Annotated in this window: 15 protein-coding genes; 2 read left to right on the top strand and 13 right to left on the bottom strand. The window is 65.2% G+C overall.

Annotation, left to right across the window (positions count from 1 at the left end; all coding sequences use genetic code 11):
- Positions 1 to 968: 968 nt before the first annotated feature.
- The 7 genes from DFR52_RS08945 to DFR52_RS08975 form a co-directional block, all read right to left on the bottom strand.
- Entirely contained in the window at positions 969 to 1,781 is an 813-nt protein-coding gene (locus DFR52_RS08945) for a hypothetical protein (protein WP_110031589.1), read from the bottom strand.
- Between the two features lie 541 nt (positions 1,782 to 2,322).
- Positions 2,323 to 3,126, bottom strand: a complete 804-nt coding sequence (locus DFR52_RS08950; protein WP_146215568.1) for a hypothetical protein — start codon at positions 3,124 to 3,126, stop codon at positions 2,323 to 2,325.
- 317 nt (positions 3,127 to 3,443) lie between these two features.
- A complete protein-coding gene (locus DFR52_RS08955; RefSeq protein WP_110031591.1) occupies positions 3,444 to 4,700 on the bottom strand; it encodes a class I SAM-dependent RNA methyltransferase in 1,257 nt (418 codons plus the stop codon).
- Positions 4,697 to 5,479 (bottom strand): TlyA family RNA methyltransferase, encoded by a 783-nt coding sequence (locus tag DFR52_RS08960; RefSeq protein WP_110031592.1) that lies wholly within the window; start codon positions 5,477 to 5,479, stop codon positions 4,697 to 4,699. Before DFR52_RS08960 ends, DFR52_RS08955 begins: the two co-directional genes overlap by 4 nt.
- Before the next feature lie 81 nt (positions 5,480 to 5,560).
- Entirely contained in the window at positions 5,561 to 5,842 is a 282-nt protein-coding gene (locus DFR52_RS08965) for a hypothetical protein (protein ID WP_110031593.1), read from the bottom strand.
- Between the two features lie 94 nt (positions 5,843 to 5,936).
- Positions 5,937 to 7,874 carry a 1-deoxy-D-xylulose-5-phosphate synthase gene (dxs, locus tag DFR52_RS08970; RefSeq protein ID WP_110031594.1) on the bottom strand — a complete coding sequence of 646 codons (1,938 nt, stop codon included), beginning with the start codon at positions 7,872 to 7,874 and terminating at the stop codon, positions 5,937 to 5,939.
- 99 nt (positions 7,875 to 7,973) lie between these two features.
- Positions 7,974 to 8,897, bottom strand: coding sequence for a pirin family protein (locus tag DFR52_RS08975; protein ID WP_110031595.1), 924 nt, complete (start codon positions 8,895 to 8,897; stop codon positions 7,974 to 7,976).
- Positions 8,898 to 8,991: 94 nt separating this feature from the next.
- Between DFR52_RS08975 and DFR52_RS08980 the strand changes: the two genes are divergently transcribed.
- A complete protein-coding gene (locus DFR52_RS08980) occupies positions 8,992 to 9,525 on the top strand; it encodes a cupin domain-containing protein (protein WP_110031596.1) in 534 nt (177 codons plus the stop codon).
- Between the two features lie 2 nt (positions 9,526 to 9,527).
- On the opposite strand, the gene DFR52_RS08985 is transcribed toward DFR52_RS08980, so the two are convergent.
- The 3 genes from DFR52_RS08985 to DFR52_RS08995 all read right to left on the bottom strand — a co-directional run bounded on the left by DFR52_RS08985 (position 9,528) and on the right by DFR52_RS08995 (position 11,255).
- Positions 9,528 to 9,773 carry an exodeoxyribonuclease VII small subunit gene (locus DFR52_RS08985; RefSeq protein WP_110031597.1) on the bottom strand — a complete coding sequence of 82 codons (246 nt, stop codon included), beginning with the start codon at positions 9,771 to 9,773 and terminating at the stop codon, positions 9,528 to 9,530.
- Between the two features lie 3 nt (positions 9,774 to 9,776).
- The gene (locus tag DFR52_RS08990) at positions 9,777 to 10,706 is read right to left on the bottom strand and encodes a histone deacetylase family protein (RefSeq protein WP_110031598.1); all 930 of its coding nucleotides are present in this window, start codon (positions 10,704 to 10,706) and stop codon (positions 9,777 to 9,779) included.
- Positions 10,707 to 10,799: 93 nt separating this feature from the next.
- Entirely contained in the window at positions 10,800 to 11,255 is a 456-nt protein-coding gene (locus tag DFR52_RS08995) for a MarR family winged helix-turn-helix transcriptional regulator (RefSeq protein ID WP_110031599.1), read from the bottom strand.
- A 75-nt stretch (positions 11,256 to 11,330) separates the two neighbouring features.
- On the opposite strand from DFR52_RS08995, the gene DFR52_RS09000 reads away from it, so the two are divergent.
- Positions 11,331 to 11,687, top strand: coding sequence for an antibiotic biosynthesis monooxygenase family protein (locus DFR52_RS09000; RefSeq protein WP_146215569.1), 357 nt, complete (start codon positions 11,331 to 11,333; stop codon positions 11,685 to 11,687).
- Between the two features lie 41 nt (positions 11,688 to 11,728).
- On the opposite strand, the gene DFR52_RS09005 is transcribed toward DFR52_RS09000, so the two are convergent.
- From DFR52_RS09005 to DFR52_RS09015, 3 genes are all read right to left on the bottom strand, one after another.
- Complete coding sequence (locus DFR52_RS09005; RefSeq protein ID WP_146215570.1) at positions 11,729 to 12,583, bottom strand: peptidoglycan recognition protein family protein; 855 nt, start codon at positions 12,581 to 12,583, stop codon at positions 11,729 to 11,731.
- A 37-nt stretch (positions 12,584 to 12,620) separates the two neighbouring features.
- Positions 12,621 to 13,523, bottom strand: a complete 903-nt coding sequence (locus DFR52_RS09010) for a glycoside hydrolase family 75 protein (protein WP_158284912.1) — start codon at positions 13,521 to 13,523, stop codon at positions 12,621 to 12,623.
- A gap of 259 nt (positions 13,524 to 13,782) precedes the next feature.
- Positions 13,783 to 14,766, bottom strand: coding sequence for a hypothetical protein (locus DFR52_RS09015; protein WP_110031603.1), 984 nt, complete (start codon positions 14,764 to 14,766; stop codon positions 13,783 to 13,785).
- Between the last annotated feature and the right edge of the window lie 76 nt (positions 14,767 to 14,842).

A 14,842-nucleotide genomic window follows, 5' to 3' on the forward strand; every position in this document is an offset into this window, starting at 1 on the left:
ATGCGCGTGTCTCGCGATGTCTCCCGCCAGCTCTGACCAGGCGGGCTCGCTCGGCACGCGCGACGGCGCCAGGACTGCCGTGCGGACGGCCTTGCCTGCCGGGCGGGTTGCCCCGCCTGTGCGCTGCGCACTGTGACCTTCCCGCGGCCTGCGCCACGGAAGCGCATCCCACGAAAGCCACCGTCTTCCGCCGCCCCGGGGTCCGTTGCCCCGGAACATCCGTTTTGGCGGAAGATGGGGCAAGTATGGCACGGCGGATGAAGGGGTGGATGAGCGCGAGCAAGTATTCCGGCAAGAGATTGGAATTGCTGGAGCGGGACTGTGCAATGGTCCAACAGTTTTGGCTGGGTGCAGGCCCCATTCTCCCCCCTTGCGGGCTACGAGATTCACACATTTCGGAGGGCTACCCGTGCTGGACTGATTGTGCTGAGCACGGCAACAGGTCCGGTCGGCGCGCGCGAATACCCCCTCACCTGCAATTTCTAGCGCTTAACTGCGTTAAGACGCTGAAATTGCTTCCTCTCCCACCAAGGGTAGAGGGGGTGCGCCGCGGGTTCCGCATTTCTACCTCTCCCTTGGTGGGAGAGGATACAAAATCACAGCCGTGGACCGAAGGGCCAAGCTGTAGATTTTGTTGGTGAGGGGGTCCGGAGGCATCCGCAACATCCCTTGCCTGCAATGTCTGCCGCGCGCGAGTGGATCAGGACGCTGAAATCTCGTCCTTTCATCTTCGCCGATGGGCCACCTCCAAAATGTGTGAATGCCATAGCGCAAGGGGGAGAGTGGTGCGCGTGGCGCGCTCGGCATTTCTCCTCTCAACTTGTGCATCGTGGCGCGCGGCAGAAAATCAGCCGCGATGCCCGTCATGCCGGACCCTGGATCCGACATCCCGTGGCGTCCGCAAGCCCAAAGCAAAGGGCCGCGGGAAAATCCAGCGGCCCTGAAGCTTCTCAATATGCCGGCGTTTATCAGAACAGCGAGATGTTCGACCGGTAGGTGCTCATCGTTGCGCCGTAGCGATCTTCTTCCAGCAGCGTGCCCGAACCGAAGCTGACGCGCAGACCCATGGTGAGTTTGTGCACGTCGCCACCGGTGCCCAGACCGCCGTCCAGGTCTTCATACTGGTAGCGCGCGAAGACGGTATAGGGGGTGTTGTCGAAGCGATAGTTGGCCTGCACCGCCGCGGAAAAGATATCGGCGAGATCGAAGTCATAGGTGCGATAGGCCAGTTCGGCGTCGAAGCGCATATTGTCGGTGGCGAAATAACGCACCTCGCCGCGGATGCCCCAGAAATCGATATCCACAGGGATTCCGTCGAAGCTCGCCTGGCCATATTCGCCCTGGCCATAGAGTGTGACGTTGTTCATGTAGATCTGGAACTCGGGACCGAACGAATACCGGGTCCCGCCGAAGAAGCTCGCATCCGTTGCGGCGATGGTTCCGAAGATGCCGAAGGCATAGGACGCCGGATCGCGCCAGTAAAGATGCGCCGTGCCGCCATAGCCTGTTACCTGATCGCCATCGGCGTCAAAGCTGTCAACGAACAGGTCCCCCTGCACGTTCCAGCGCTCATTGAACGTGCAGTTGGCGCGACCGGTGCCGCCATAGACGAAATATGTTTCGCTATCGCCATCGCCCGAAAGGTGCAGCCCGCCGAGATAGGCTTCAACATTGCCCATGCAGGAGTTGTGGGCGGCCATCGGAGCGGCCATCATCGGGTCGGCTGCATAGGCGGTTCCCGAAAGCAGCACCGCGGCTGCACTGATCATATACTTCTTCATGGTTGTCCCTTCCTCTTGTCGCTTGCTTCGCTCAAAACCCGGTCAGGCCGACAGTTCAATGCGACGCCCCGAATTCGATAGTACCGTAAAAACAGTTGATTCTGTATAGATGAGATGGCCGGGCGGCGGCCAGAGCAAGGCTGTACCATTGCGACAGCATCGGCTGCCTTTGTCTGTGCGTGATGCAATGCTGCAACAGCGTCCCTGCGGATAAGTAGCTTGGCATGCCATGTGGCCGCGTCGAACCAAATGGATGTGTTCGATTCATGGTTGCGCTTGCAGTGCTACGCAAGCGTTTTGATTGTGCCCGGCGGCGCGGCGGGACAGCGTTTTCTTCGAGATGGCCTGGTTGCTGCGTCTCTTTTGCGGATCTGCTTGAAGTGGCAGTAGCCCTGCCTGGTGGTGGAATGCCTGGCGTTGGCAAGCGGACCCGGGGACGTCCGCTTGGGTGCTCTCGCATAACGCGTGCAGGCTGATTGCCGCAAAGCAAAGGCCGCGGGAAAATCCCGCGGCCCTGAGTGCACATGCCGGCAGTCGAGTGTCAGAATGCAGGAGAGTTGGTGCGAAGTGTATCCATCGTTGCGCCATAACGGTCTTCTTCAAGCAGTGTTTTCGCGCCGAAGCTGACCCGTAGCCCGGCGCTGAGTTTGTGGGTGTCGATTTCGTAAAATTCCGTCTCGGCCTGGTCATACTGATAGCGCCCGAAAATCGTATAGGGCGTATCGTCGAAGCGGTAATTGGCCTGCAGCGCGGCGGTGAAGGTATTGGGGAACGGGAAGAGGGTGCCCTCACGGTCGCGATAGGCAAGCTCCGCGTCGAAACGGAGATTCTCCTTGGCAAAATAGCGGACAACGCCGCGAACGCTCCAGACGTCGAAATCGAGCGGAAGGTCGCCAATCGTCAGCTGCCCGTATTCGGCCTGACCATAGAGCGTGACATTGCCCAGATACGCTTGGAATTCGGGACCGAACGTATACTGATCGAAGTCTGTGCCGAGCTGGCTCGCCCGGGACACGGTGGCGAAGATGCCGACGGCAAAGGACGAAGGATCGCGCCAGAACAGGTGGCCTGCCGCCCCGTACATCGAGACAGAATCATCACCGTCCTCGACGCGATCGCCAAACAGGTCGCCCTGCACGTTCCAGTTCTGATGAAAGGTGCAATTGGCCCGTGCACTGCCGCCATAGGCGAGCATGCTGTCGTCACTGTCGCCGTCCACGACCGGCAGCACGCCGCCGAGATAGGCTTCGACATGGCCGGAGCAGGCATTGCGAACAGCAGCCGGCTCGGCCGGCGCCATGGAGACCGGGTCCGCCGCGAAAGCGGAGGAGGAGAGGATCATCATCGAGGCAACGAGAAGGTGTCTGTTCATGGAAGTATTCCCCTGGGTGAAACGTTTCCTCGCCGCAGTCCGGGCAGGCACGGCATGGCCTGCATCACAGGGGAATCAAAAGTCCGCTGGGAATACAATGGCTTCCGATAAGCGCTCGAAAGCCGTTCACGACAAGGTGGCAAGGTGATATACTTGCAACCACGCCCCGGCTTTTCGCCGGCCGATGCATGCGGGCAACATGTGCCTGATCTCTAATGGAGGGTCGGAGCGGCCGCATGCGGCCGCCTCTCTGCCGGCATGACCGCTTGCGTGTCTTTCAGGCGCTGTCCTCAGACCTTCTTTTCCAGAAGCGCCACCACCTCGACATGCGGCGTCCACAGGAACTGGTCGATGGGCGTCACCGATGTGACGCGGTAGCCGCCGGCCACGAGAATGGCCAGGTCGCGGGCAAGCGTGATCGGGTTGCAGGACACGGCCGCCACTTTCGGCACCACCGAGCGGGCGATTTCCTGGGCCTGCACCTCGGCGCCGGCGCGCGGCGGATCGAACACCAGGCCCTGATAGATCTTCAGTTCCTGGGTCATCAGCGGGCGGCGGATCAGGTCGCGCTTTTCAACCGTGACGGAACGCAGGCCGGGATGGGCGCGATAGGCCTTGTCGAGAGACGCGAGCGCCGGGCCGCTGGCTTCCACCGCATGCACGGTGGATTTGGTGGCAAGCCGCAGCGCGAAGGTGCCGCATCCCGAAAACAGATCGACGACGCGCTTGGCCTTGCCGAGATGGCCGGACACGATCTCGCTCATCAGCAGATCGGCGGCTTCGCTGGCCTGGACGAAGCTGCCGGGCGGCGGATTGACGGTGACCGCGCCGAAGTTCAGCTGCGGCGGGTTCTTCTCGAGCAGCACCTCCTCGTTGAACGACAGCCGCGCCACGCCGTCAGTGCGCCGGACCGCGTCCGCGATCCTCAGCCTGTCCTTGTCGGAAAGCTTGAAGGGCGCATCCACCGCGATGTCGAAGCCGGACGCGGTGTCGAGCACGGAATAGCGGAACGCCTGGGGGCCGAGCGCCACCACATTGGCGAGCTTGCGCAGCGTATCGAGTTCGCGGTTGATGCGCGGGGTGGCCACGAGACAGCTGCCGATGGCGACGATGTCGTGGCTGCCCTGCTTGTTGAAGCCGAGCACGATGCCGCGGTCGGAGCGACGGGCGGCAAACACCACGCGCCGTCGGGCGCCCGGCTCGGCCCGCACCAGCGGCGCGACGGTCACGTCCAGTCCGCGGCTTTCGAGCGCCGAGACCACCAGGTCGCGCTTCCAGTCGCCATAGGCATCGAGCGCGACATGCTGGACGACGCAGCCGCCGCATTCGGCGATGTCGCTGTCAGGACCGAAATGCGGGCAGGGAGCCGGGACGCGGTCGGGACCGCTGTCGATGAGCGCCAGCAGCGTGCCGCGCGACTTGTTGAGCGACACGGTCACCTTGTCGCCCGGCACGGTGTAGGAGACGAAGGTGGGGTGCTCGCCGCCGTCGGCGATGCCGTCGCCCTGCGCGCCAAGTCTGTCGATGTCGAGTGTGCGCGCGTTCATGCCTTGAGGCCTCCGATCAGAAATTCCTGGTTGCCGTCGCCGCCTGATATGGGGGACGGCACGATGCCGGTTGCCTGCCAGCCCGGCCGGGCGGCAAGCCAGTCATGCAGGTCCCGGGCGATGCGTTCACCCGCGGCCGGATCCTTGAGAATCCCGCCCTTGCCGATCGCCGCCCGTCCCGCCTCGAACTGCGGCTTGACCAGCAGCACCGCGAAGGCGCCCGCCCGGGCCATATCCAGCGCCGGCGGCAGCGCCAGCCTGAGCGAGATGAAACTGACATCGCTGACAACCGAGTCAATTTCACGGCCATCAAGGTGATCGGCGGACAATTCCCGCGCATTGAGCCCCTCGAGGCTGATGACGCGGGCGTCGCCGGCGATGGCCGGGTGCAATTGTCCGTGGCCGACATCGACCGCGATGACGTGGGCGGCGCCGCGTTCAAGCAAGACCTGGGTAAATCCGCCGGTGGATGCGCCGATGTCGAGTGCGGTTCGGCCAGTGGGGTCGAAACCGAAGGCGTCGAGGCCGGCCACAAGCTTCAGCGCGGCGCGCGAGACATAGGCCTTGGCCGGATCGGCGATCTCGAGACTTGCAGCCGGGTCGGTGGCCGCACCCGGCTTGCCCTGGATGACGCCGTCGACTTTCACCGCGCCGCGAGCCACCGCATCGCGGGCCCGCGAACGGGTGTCGTATAGGCCACGCTCGACCAGAAGCTGGTCCAGCCGCACACGCTGCGTGGCGGGAAAAATATCCCTGCCGGAATTGTCTGGTTTCGCCATGCCGCCGTCATGGCCCCTCCGACGCCTCAGGGCAAGGGGTTTCGTTGATGGCGGCGGGGTCCGGGCCCGCGGGGCCGGGCGTCAGTTCCAGGAGATCTGGGCCATCCGCGGCCTTTCGACGAGCTTCATCCATATCGACCGGCCGCCATCGCCATCGCCCTGAGTGATCGCCGGTTGGACGTGGCCGTCGGCTTCAAGCCCGAAGCCGCCCCGCAGGTCGCCCAGCTTGGGCTGCAGGATGCGGATCACCGCCTCCTCGATCCTGCGGTCATAGAGCGGCTGTTCATTGGCCTTGGCGGAGCCGGCGGCCAGGATCGAAAAGATGGCGATCAGGCCGCCGGCGACACAATTTCGGTAATGCATTCCCGCCGTCCCCACGGTGTCCTGTTGTTGAAGACACTCTAATGGAAAGATCTTTCAGAACGACCAAAACACGTGGTTACGGCAACGCGAAGCTCTATGGTTTCAGCGGGGTTACCGTGCCTGCGAACCCGGCGGCGGCATGCGTGCCGAGCGCCTTGAACACGGTCTCGACGATCGCCTTCCGGTCAAGGCCAGCCTTTGCATACATCACTTCAGGCGAGGCCTGGTCCATGAAGATGTCGGGCATGGCGAGCGGCCGCACCCTCAGCCCGCCGTCGAGCAGGCCCTGCATGGCGAGGAACTGCAGGACATGGCTGCCGAAGCCGCCGACGGAGCCTTCCTCGACGGTGATCAGCACCTCGTGATGGGTGGCGAGCTGGCGGATCAGATCCTCGTCGAGCGGCTTGGCAAAGCGCGCATCGGCGACCGTGGTCGAGAGGCCCGCGGCGTCGAGGTCCTCGGCCGCGAGCAGGCATTCGGCGAGCCGCGTGCCGAAGGACAAGAGCGCCACCTTGGTGCCCTGGCGCATGACGCGGCCCTTGCCGATCGGCAGAATCTGCCCGCGTTCGGGCATTTCCACGCCGACGCCCTCGCCGCGCGGATAGCGGAACGAGATCGGGCCGTCGTCATAGGCGGCCGCCGTGCGCACCATGTGCTTGAGTTCGGCCTCGTCGGCGGCCGCCATCACCACGAAGCCGGGCAGGCAGGCGAGATAGGCGACGTCGAAGGAGCCGGCGTGGGTGGCGCCGTCGGCGCCGACAAAGCCGGCGCGGTCGATGGGGAAGCGCACCGGCAGCCGCTGGATGGCGACATCGTGCACGACCTGGTCGTAGGCGCGCTGCAGGAAGGTGGAATAGAGCGTGGCGAACGGCTTCAGCCCTTCGGTGGCCATGCCGGCGGCAAAGGTCACGCCGTGCTGCTCGGCGATGCCGACATCGAAACAGCGGCCGGGAAAGGCCTTGCCGAACTTGTCGAGCCCCGTGCCCGAAGGCATGGCGGCGGTGACGGCGACGATGCGCTCGTCGAAGCCCGCTTCCTGGATCAGCGCCTCGGCAAACACATTGGTGTAGGACGGGGCGTTCGGCTTGGCCTTGGCCTGGGCGCCGGTGACGACGTCGAACTTGTTGACGCCGTGATACTTGTCGGCGGCGGCCTCGGCGGGCGCGTAGCCCTTGCCCTTCTGGGTCATCACATGGATGAGCACCGGACCGTCGGAATTGTCGCGCACATTGCGCAGCACCGGCAGCAGATGCTCGAAATTGTGGCCGTCGATCGGGCCGATGTGATAAAAGCCCAATTCCTCGAACATGGTGCCGCCGGTGACATAGCCGCGCGCATGCTCGACGGCGCGGGTAATGGCGCGGTCGATGTTCTTGCCGAGATAGGCCGTCAGTTTCTTGCCGACTTCGCGGATGCCCATATAGGTGCGGCCGGAGGCCATGCGGGCCAGATAGGCGCTCATGGCGCCGGTCGGCTGGGCGATCGACATGTCGTTGTCGTTGAGAATGACGATCAGCCGCGCGTCGAGCGAGCCGGCATTGTTGAGCGCCTCGAAGGCCATGCCGGCCGACATGGCGCCGTCGCCGATGACGGCGATGACATTGCGCTTGACGCCCTCGAGTTCGCTCGCCACCGCCATGCCCAGGCCAGCGGAGATGGACGTCGAGGAGTGGGCGGCGCCGAAGGGATCGTAAGGGCTTTCGTCGCGCTTGGTGAAGCCCGACAGGCCGTTCTCCTGCCTCAGCGTGCGGATCCGGTCGCGGCGACCGGTCAGGATCTTGTGCGGATAGCACTGATGGCCGACATCGAAGATCAGCCGGTCGTGCGGCGTGTCGAACACCTTGTGGATGGCGATGGTGAGCTCGACGACGCCGAGGCCCGCGCCCAGATGGCCGCCGGTGCGCGAGACGGCGTCGATCATTTCCGCGCGCAGCTCTTCGGCCAGCTGCGGCATCAGCTTGTCATCGACGGCCTTCAGGTCGGCGGGATAATGAACCGTGTCGAGCAACGGTGTGGTCGGGGTCTGGGTCACGCAGTCAACCTCTCTGTCGCTTGGAGGTAGCGCGGAAGGGTACGGCTGTAAACCCGTGCCGATGTCGGCGGTCGGCGCGCTGCCCGGGAGGCGCGATCGTCACCTGTCCGGCAGCGGAATGAATTCCTCGGCATCGCCGGGCACGATGTCGAAGCGGCGGGAACTCCATTCGGCCTTTGCCTGTTCGATGCGCTCCTTGGACGAGGAGACGAAGTTCCACCAGATGTGGCGCCTGGTGGGGATCGAGTCGCCGCCGAACAGCATCATGCGCGCGCCCTGCGGGCCGGCGGTGATGGTGATGGCGTCGCCGGGTCTGAGCACGAGCAGGCGGTCGACGGGAAAACGGTCGCCGGCAATGGTGATGGTGCCGTCGAGCACATAGATGGCGCGCTCCTCCCATTCGGCATCGAAGGGGGCGGAGGCGCCGGCATCGAGCAGCAGGTCGACATAGAGCGTGCCGACATGCTGCGGCACCGGCGATTGCAGGCCGCCGAACGTGCCCATGACCACGCGGGCGAGCATGCCGGTGTCGGCGACATGCGGCAGCGCATGATTTTCCGTGTGGGAGAAGGCCGGGTCGATCTCCTCGAGATGGTCGGGCAGCGCCAGCCAGGTCTGCAGGCCCGACAGCGGCAGCTCGGGGCCGCGCTGTTCCTCCGGCGAGCGCTCGGAATGGACGATGCCGCGTCCCGCCGTCATCAGGTTCACGTCGCCGGGCCTGATCACCATTTCGGTGCCGAGGCTGTCGCGGTGGCGGATGTTGCCGTCGAAGAGATAGGTGACGGTGGAGAGCCCGATATGCGGATGCGGGCGCACGTCGATGGCGCCGCCGGGCGGCAGCATCGTCGGACCCATGCGGTCGAAGAAGATGAAGGGACCGACCATGCGGCGCTTGACCGAGGGCAGGGCGCGGCGCACCGAAAAGCCGCCGATGTCGCGCGACGAGGGGATGATCAGCATTTCGACGGCATCGCAGGAGGAGGCATCGCCGAGCTTCGGATCACCGCCCTGTAAGAAAGACATGCTTGCATCTCCCGTTCGTCCCCAGAGATGACACCGGGCCGGCGGATCGTCAAGTTGGCCAGGTCCGCGTCGCAGGAGCGGCGGAGGCAACGATATGGCAACCAATTTCCGCCACAACGTCATCCATGCAGAGCTGACAGGAGACGGCATGGCGATCCAGAACTTCATACCGACGATCATGGCGATGGCGGCGGTTTTCGCGGTGCCCCGCGTCGGCCGGGATTTCATCGCCGGCCACCCCGGCGACATCGAGCTTGCCGAGCGGCCGATCGATCCGGACTGGATCGTCTCAGGCGAACCGAGGGCCCGCGCCGCCAGGCACTCCGTCTCCACCGACGGCAGGGCGGCGACGCAGGTCTGGGACTGCACGGCGGGCAGCTTTCACTGGACCTTCTACGAGGAGGAGACGGTCTATATTCTCGAGGGGTCCGTCCGGGTGACGACCGAGGACGGCAATGTGCGGCTGCTCGGCGTGGGCGACATGGCCTATTTCGCCCCGCGCAGCCGGGCGCTCTGGGAGATCGACGACTACGTCAAGAAAATCGCCTTCTGCCGCACCACCGGCAATCCGACCGTGACACTGCTGCGCGGCATGCTTGGCCGCATGCGCCGCGCCATCCGCAACTGACGTCAGCTCGGGTCGAGCGGCTCCGTGCCGACCGGCTGGCCTGACCGGTCGAGCCGGATCTTCTCGATGCGCTTTTCGGCGGCTCCGAGCAGTTTCTCGCAGTGCTGCTTGAGGGCCTCGCCACGCTCGTAGATCTCGATCGAGCGGTCGAGCGGCACGTCGCCCTTTTCGAGCTGGTCGACGATTGCCTCGAGCTCGGCCACCGCCTGCTCGAAGTTCAGCGTGGCGATCTCTGCCGGTTCAGCCATCGGTTATCCTCTCATCAGACGCATGACATGGGCGCCGGCCGATTCGGCCAGTCCCAGGAGATCATAGCCGCCTTCGAGAAGGCTGACGACCCGGTTGCCCGAGCGGCGCCCGGCGATTTCCATCACCTTGCCGGTTGCCCAGTCGAAATCGTCGGCGACCAGATTGATCTCGGCCAGCGGGTCGCGATGGTGCGCGTCGAAGCCGGCGGAAATGATGATGAGATCGGGCCGGGCCTCTTCCAGCGCCGGCAGGATGCGCGACTTGAAGGCATCGCGAAAATGGTCGCTGCCGTCATTGGCCGCGAGCGGCGCGTTGAAGATGTTGCCCCTGGTGCCGGTCTCGGACCGCTTGCCGGTACCGGGATAGAGCGGCATCTGGTGGGTCGAGCAATAGACCACCGTGGGGTCGTCCCAGAAGATGTCCTGGGTGCCGTTGCCGTGGTGCACGTCCCAGTCGACGATGGCGACGCGTTCGATGCCGTGGGCACGCTGCGCGTGGCGGGCCGCGATCGCCGCCTGGTTGAACAGGCAGAAGCCCATCGCGCGGTCTTTTTCGGCGTGGTGGCCGGGCGGGCGCGTGGCGACGAAGGCATTGTCGGCGCGGCCGGTCATCACCGCATCGACCGCCGAGATGGCGCCGCCGACGGAAATGAGGGCCGCTTCCATCGAGCGCGGGCTGGCCGTGGTGTCCTCGTCGATCTTGGCCAGGCCGCTCCTCGGAATCGCCGCCCGCACCCGGTCGAGATAGCTTTCGGGATGGGCGAGCAGCACCTCGGACTCGGGCGCCTCGGGGGCTTCGTGGCGCTCGAGCGGGGCGAAGTTCTCGTGCTCGAACACCGCTTCCAGCGCCCGCAGGCGGTCGGGCCGCTCGGGATGGCCGGGCGGCGTGAGGTGCTCGAGGCAGATCGGATTGGAATAGTAATATGTGCTCATGGCACGCGTTTTAGCAGGAAAGCGCCGGCTTGCCAGTCCGAAATTGGCCGGGCGCCGGACGCTGGTCCAATCCGACCGATTGGCTGCCAGCCCTCATCCCTCCCGCCGCTCCAGCGCCCGGCGCAGCGCCGACAGGGCGGTCTGCGCGGCCTTGAGGTCGTGATCGCCGATGTCGGCGGCGAGCGCCTCGGTCCAGGGCACGCGGCGCGCCTCGGCCTCGGCGTAGAGCGTCTGCCCCCGGTCGGAAAGCGCCACCAGCGGCGCGCGCCTGTGCGCCGGGTTGGGGAGGAGGTCAACGAGGCCGGCCGTGTGCAGGTCGTTGACGATGCGCTGCACCGCCTGGCGGCTCTGGCCGATGACGCGCGACAGCGCCGAGACCGTGCGCGGCGAGGGCAGATAGGCAATCACCCCCATGATCTGCCAGCGCGCGGCTGTCAGCCCGACGCCCGCCATCAGCGCGTCGCCGGCGAGCGTCAGCCGCCCCGCCAGCCGGAGCGTCTCGAAAATCAGGCCGCCAAGCGCCCGGCCGCTGTCGGTCGAATCGGTCATGACCGCACTCTGGCATATTGACAGCCTGCTGTCGAAAATAATATTGGCAGTATGTTGTCAATAATGGAGGCCGAAATGCCCGAGTCCACCCTTGCCGATCCTGTTCCCGCCGATACAGCCGGCCCTGTGCTGCGCATCGACCGGTTCGACGTTCCCGCCGCCGCGCGCGACGCGTTTCTGGACCGGGTCGGCCGTACCCACGCGGTGCTGCGCGCCCAGCCGGGCTTCGTGCTTGACCGCATCGTCGAGCGGCCGCTCGGCGAGGGCGCGAGCCGGGTGATCACCATCGTCGAATGGTCGGGGCCCGAAGCCGTCGGCGGTGCGGTCGAGGCGGTGAAGCGGATGCACGCCGGCGACGGGTTTTCCGCGGCCGGGTTCATCGCCGCAAGCGGCATCATCGCCGATATCGGTCTGTACCGGCCCGCCGCCTAGACCCCGATCGCGGCAGGCGGCGCAGGGCTGCCTGTCCGGGCCTATGGCCGCAATTTGGCAAGCAGCCGGCCCAGCGCCGCGTCGAATTCGGCGAGGCTGAAATTCTGCGGGTCGTCGTGACCGTCGCTCAGTCCCTCGTCGATGGCGGCATGGAAGGCCGGCACCAGGCCCGCGCCGGCCCGCATGCTGGCCATAAGGTAGAGAAGCGCCAGCCGGTCGTATTGCGCGGCTGTGAACCCCGGATCGGGGGCGGTTCCGTCGGCTTGGTGCGGATGCGCGCGCCGCGGCTGGATGGTCTCGATGTGGACGAACAGACCCTTGGCCAGCTTGCCGATCTTCAATTCTAGCTTTGTGGCCCGCCATGGCACGCCGAAATCGTGGCCGACATAGATTTCGCCTCCACGGTTGAGGAAGATATGCGCTTTGGCGTTGGTCGGGCTCTTATAGCCGCTGAAGCTGTTGACCTTGTTGCTAGTGTCGATGTCAGCGGGGAACTGCGCCTCGCCGAAATTCGGCGTGCTGGTGTCGTGGATGACAAAATAGCGCGCCATCGGCTCCTGCGCGCTGTTGGCGTTGCCTCGCGACAGGGGCGAATCGAGGCTGCCGCCGAGCCCGGCCTCATCGAAGCCGAGGGCTGCGATTTCCGACCGCATCCGCGCCTTGGAAATGCCCGTGGGCTGGCCGACGAGAGCGGCTAGATTGGCCGGCAGCACCGCAGGCTCGGCGGCGACATTGCCGAGCGGCCGCACCTTGCGCATCAGGCAGGATGCCTGTTCTGAAGCCGTGCCGGCGAAGGACCGGGGGTCGGTGTCAAACCGGCACTTCCCCATCGTTGCGGCGCCGGCGTCGCCGCAGAGCATCAGGAAAACCGCTAGCAGAACTGGGGATCTCTTCATCGTCGTCACTCCGGCATTGTCGAAAGACAGGGTCCGATCAGGGGCACATGGCGCCACCGCTGAGCCCCAGCTTGCGCCGGGCAAAGGCGCAGAGCGTCGCCACCGCATTGTCCGGCGTGATGTCGGGGGAGGCGGTGCCCGGATAGACGATGAATAGCACATCGTGTCCCAGGCCGAAATTCTTGTAGGGGTAGACAGGGTGGCCGGGGCCGACGCAGGTCTGCCCGTCGCTGCTCCACTTCTTGCAGCGGCTCTGACCGATTGCTTCGAAGACCCGGCTGGAGCCTTCGCCCAGCCGCATGAACGGCCCGCCGTCGCCAACCAGCACCGGCGTCCAGAGGCCCTTGTGGATGACGACGCCCATGTCGCCCAGGCCGATGCCCGTGGTTCCGGCAAACAGCTTGCCGAGGCTGGAGCTCGCGGTTCCGGTGAGCTTCTTTAGCCCCGCCAGAGGGATCACTATGAAGGGGATCCGGTCGGGGTCGATCTGCGCCGCCCGAGCGGAGGAATTGGGGTAGCCGGGCCATTTGTAGGAGGTCTCCTTGAGGTCGGTGGCGCCGGGGATGCCGTTCCATGCGGCCCAGGAGCCGTCGACATCAAGCGCCATCTTGCTGTGCCAGTAGATACCTCCGTCCTCAAGCTTGAGCAGCGCCTTCACGTGGCTGGGGTCGCGGCTGCAAAGGTAAAACTGCCTGGATTCGGGCACGCCGCTAAGCCGCAGGCTGTGGCCGAGGAAATGGTCCTTCTTCGACGCACCGGCATCGCCGTCGCAGCCGACGAACTCCATCCGATAGCCTTCGTCGAGCGGTGCGGCGGCGGCGAAATCCACACCCGACAACAGCCCCACCGATGCCGCAGGCGGATCGTAGGCGTTGGCCTGACCGGCGGCCAGCGCGGCCGCCAGGCCAAGGCCGGCAGCCAGGACATACAAGTGTTTCATCGACATTCCTCTCCGGATGCACTTCTACATGTCATGGTGAAATATGCACTGCATTATCTCGCAGATCCGGACTTTATTCAACTTGGATGTTTGTCTTTACAGATGAAAACATCGCGAATACGGGTAGAAATACTTGGTGGGCGCCGCCGCGACCCCGGCCTATGGCCTGAGCTCCGAAATAAAACAGCCACCGCTGCGTGACCGCGCGGGAGCTGTTCGAAGCTCCGGCGCCCCCCATGAGAGCCGGAGCAACGCGATGTCAGACCGTCGCCGGGCCGGTGTCGCCGGACCGGTAGCTGCGCACCGGCACATGCGCCATGGCCTGGCCGGCGAGGTCGCGGAATTTCCCGGACGCGTTCATCAGCCGTCCGTCCCAGACCGGGTCCGGCCGCTGGTTCTCGATCACATTGAAATAGACGCTCATCAAGGCGGCAATGGCGAAGGGCTCGAGCAGTGCCGCCTTCAGCGCCCAGGCGAAGACCAGCGCCACCACGAAGCCCCAGCCGCTTGCTGCCCCCGGCATGGCGTAGACGAGCGCGCCGGCGGGTGCGAGCAGGATGAGGAAGATGGCGAAGGACAAGGCCCACATGATCAGCGTCAGCCAGACGGCGTTCCTGACCATCACCTTGGCGTTCTGGGCGTAGAGCACCACGCCCTGGCGCGAGCTCTCCCAGGGATTGGTCGAGCCGGTGCGGATGTTGTAGCCGAGCACGATCTCGTCGACATAGGTGAGCGACATGCGGATCACGCCGTTGACGAGCCGGGCGATGCCATCGAGGCCGGGGATCGGCAGCAGGTGCGCCACGCCGCCGATCAGCCCGGTGACGGCGGCGATCGCTCCCTTGATCAGCTGGTCGAGCGCGAACAATGCGGTTGCTTCGCCGAAGCGGGCGGTGACCACCTCGCGGGCATGGGCGATCTGGCCCTTGCCGGCGGGCAGCGGACGATTGTCGATGAGCTCGACCATCACCGCGATGTGACCGGCCTTGACGATGTAGAGAATGTATTCGCGCGCCCAGTAGAGCACGAGCGAGACCAGTGCGAAACCGGCGATGCCACCGCCGAGCGCGAAGGCTGCGGGGTCACTGCCGATATGGCCGACGCCGTAGCCGACGCCCGAACCGGCCCCGATCGCCACCATATAGGCAAGCGTGATGCCGAAATAGATCGCCATGCGCAAGGCGATGAACGGCATCGTCTTCATCATGATGCCGAGTGTCCTGGAAATGTCGAAATCCCACATGGAAAGCCCCCTTGGTGATTGTGCAAGAGCCTCAGCCTGGCAGCAGCCTGCGCGCCGCGCTGTGCAGTTTGTCACA

The sequence above is a fragment of the Hoeflea marina genome (assembly GCF_003182275.1).
GTDB lineage: Bacteria > Pseudomonadota > Alphaproteobacteria > Rhizobiales > Rhizobiaceae > Hoeflea > Hoeflea marina.

Excerpts from the sequence above, each read along its gene's own strand:
- DFR52_RS08960 (WP_110031592.1), bottom strand. The coding sequence starts at position 5,479 with ATGGCGAAACCAGACAATTCCGGCAGGGATATTTTTCCCGCCACGCAG.
- DFR52_RS09005 (WP_146215570.1), bottom strand. The coding sequence starts at position 12,583 with ATGAAGAGATCCCCAGTTCTGCTAGCGGTTTTCCTGATGCTCTGCGGC.
- DFR52_RS09015 (WP_110031603.1), bottom strand. The coding sequence starts at position 14,766 with ATGTGGGATTTCGACATTTCCAGGACACTCGGCATCATGATGAAGACG.
- DFR52_RS08945 (WP_110031589.1), bottom strand. The coding sequence starts at position 1,781 with ATGAAGAAGTATATGATCAGTGCAGCCGCGGTGCTGCTTTCGGGAACC.
- DFR52_RS09010 (WP_158284912.1), bottom strand. The coding sequence starts at position 13,523 with ATGAAACACTTGTATGTCCTGGCTGCCGGCCTTGGCCTGGCGGCCGCG.
- DFR52_RS08980 (WP_110031596.1), top strand. The coding sequence starts at position 8,992 with ATGGCAACCAATTTCCGCCACAACGTCATCCATGCAGAGCTGACAGGA.
- DFR52_RS08990 (WP_110031598.1), bottom strand. The coding sequence starts at position 10,706 with ATGAGCACATATTACTATTCCAATCCGATCTGCCTCGAGCACCTCACG.
- DFR52_RS08965 (WP_110031593.1), bottom strand. The coding sequence starts at position 5,842 with ATGCATTACCGAAATTGTGTCGCCGGCGGCCTGATCGCCATCTTTTCG.
- DFR52_RS08955 (WP_110031591.1), bottom strand. The coding sequence starts at position 4,700 with ATGAACGCGCGCACACTCGACATCGACAGACTTGGCGCGCAGGGCGAC.
- DFR52_RS08995 (WP_110031599.1), bottom strand. The coding sequence starts at position 11,255 with ATGACCGATTCGACCGACAGCGGCCGGGCGCTTGGCGGCCTGATTTTC.
- DFR52_RS08985 (WP_110031597.1), bottom strand. The coding sequence starts at position 9,773 with ATGGCTGAACCGGCAGAGATCGCCACGCTGAACTTCGAGCAGGCGGTG.
- DFR52_RS08950 (WP_146215568.1), bottom strand. The coding sequence starts at position 3,126 with ATGATGATCCTCTCCTCCTCCGCTTTCGCGGCGGACCCGGTCTCCATG.
- DFR52_RS08975 (WP_110031595.1), bottom strand. The coding sequence starts at position 8,897 with ATGTCTTTCTTACAGGGCGGTGATCCGAAGCTCGGCGATGCCTCCTCC.
- DFR52_RS09000 (WP_146215569.1), top strand. The coding sequence starts at position 11,331 with ATGCCCGAGTCCACCCTTGCCGATCCTGTTCCCGCCGATACAGCCGGC.